The organism is Pseudomonas sp. B35(2017) (genome assembly GCF_002113645.1).
Taxonomy (GTDB): Bacteria; Pseudomonadota; Gammaproteobacteria; order Pseudomonadales; family Pseudomonadaceae; genus Aquipseudomonas; species Aquipseudomonas ekonensis.
Genome location: NZ_NEIZ01000046.1, coordinates 1 through 1,371, shown reverse-complemented (window position 1 = coordinate 1,371; position 1,371 = coordinate 1). Strand labels below are relative to the sequence as shown.

1 protein-coding gene is annotated in these 1,371 nt (G+C 71.6%); it reads right to left on the bottom strand.

Features of this window, described 5'->3' with window-relative positions:
• On the bottom strand, positions 1-1,371 hold a 1,371-nt coding region (locus CAG41_RS28045), incomplete at both ends, for an amino acid adenylation domain-containing protein (RefSeq protein ID WP_139835013.1).

The following is a 1,371-nucleotide window of genomic DNA, read 5'->3' as shown; positions in this document are numbered from 1 at the left end:
CCCACCTCCAGCGGCTCGACTTGTGCCTGGGCGGTGAAGTACGCCACCAGGCGCACTTGGCCGGGCTCGTCCTCCCGGGCCAGCAGCACCGCCTCCTGGATGCCCGGCAGGTGGTTGAGGCAGTTCTCGATCTCGCCCAACTCGATGCGCACGCCGCGGATCTTCACCTGGTCGTCGTTGCGGCCCAGGTACTCGATGGAGCCGTCCTCGCGCCAGCGCGCCAGGTCGCCGGTGCGGTACATGCGGCCGGGGTTGAACGGGTCTTGCAGGAAGCGTTCTTCGGTCAGCTCCGGCCGGTTCAGGTAGCCCCGGGCGACGCCGGCGCCGCCGACGTACAGCTCGCCGGCCACGCCGATCGGCACCGGGCGCTGCTGTTCGTCGAGCAGGTACACCGTGGCGTTGGCCACCGGGCGGCCGATGTGCAACGTCTGCCCCGCCTCGATCAGGCCCGAAGTCGCGACCACCGTGGCCTCGGTCGGGCCGTAGTTGTTGATGACGTCGAAGGTCTGGCTGCGGCCGAACTGGCGCAGGCGGTCGCCGCCGATCAGCAGCGTGCGCAGGGTCGGGTGTTCCAGGTTCTGGCCGAAGGCGTACTCGGCCACCGGGGTCGGCAGGAAGCTGACGTCCAGCGGCTGCTCGCGCCACCAGCCGAGCAGCGCGTCGATGTCCTCGGTGCCGTCGTGGATCGGCGCCAGGTGCAGGGTCGCGCCCGCGCACAGCGCCGGCCAGACCTCCCAGGCCATGGCGTCGAAGCCGAAGCCGGCCAGACTCGAAGTGTGGCGCCCGGCGCACAGGTCGAACGCCGCGCAGTGCCAGTCGATCAGGTTGCCCAGGGTCTTGTGCTCGACCATCACGCCTTTCGGCAGGCCGGTGGAGCCGGAGGTGTAGATCACATAGGCCAGGTGCCCGGGGGTGAGGCCTGGGATCTGCGGGTTGCCGGCGTCATGGCTTGGCCATTGCGCCAGATCGAGGTCGAGCACCGGCACCTCCAGCGCCGGCAGGCGTCCACGCAAACCGCTCTGGGTCAGCACGGCCACCGGGGCGCTGTCGCTGAGCAGGTACTCCAGGCGCTCGGCCGGGTGCGCCGGATCCACCGGCACGTAGCCGGCGCCGGCCTTGAGGATCGCCACCAGGCCGACCAAGGTGTCGAGGCCACGGCGGGCGACGATGGCCACGCGGTCGTCGGGGCGCACGCCCAGCCCGGTCAGGTGCCGGGCCAGGGCGTTGGCCCGACGGTTGAGGTCGGCGTAGGTCAGCTGCTCGCCGAGGAACGCGGCGGCCACGGCGTCGGGCCGTTGCGCGGCCTGGGCCTCGAAGCGTTGCTGGGTGGTGAGGCCTTGCGGGTAGTCGGCGGCGGTGGCGTTGAAGCCG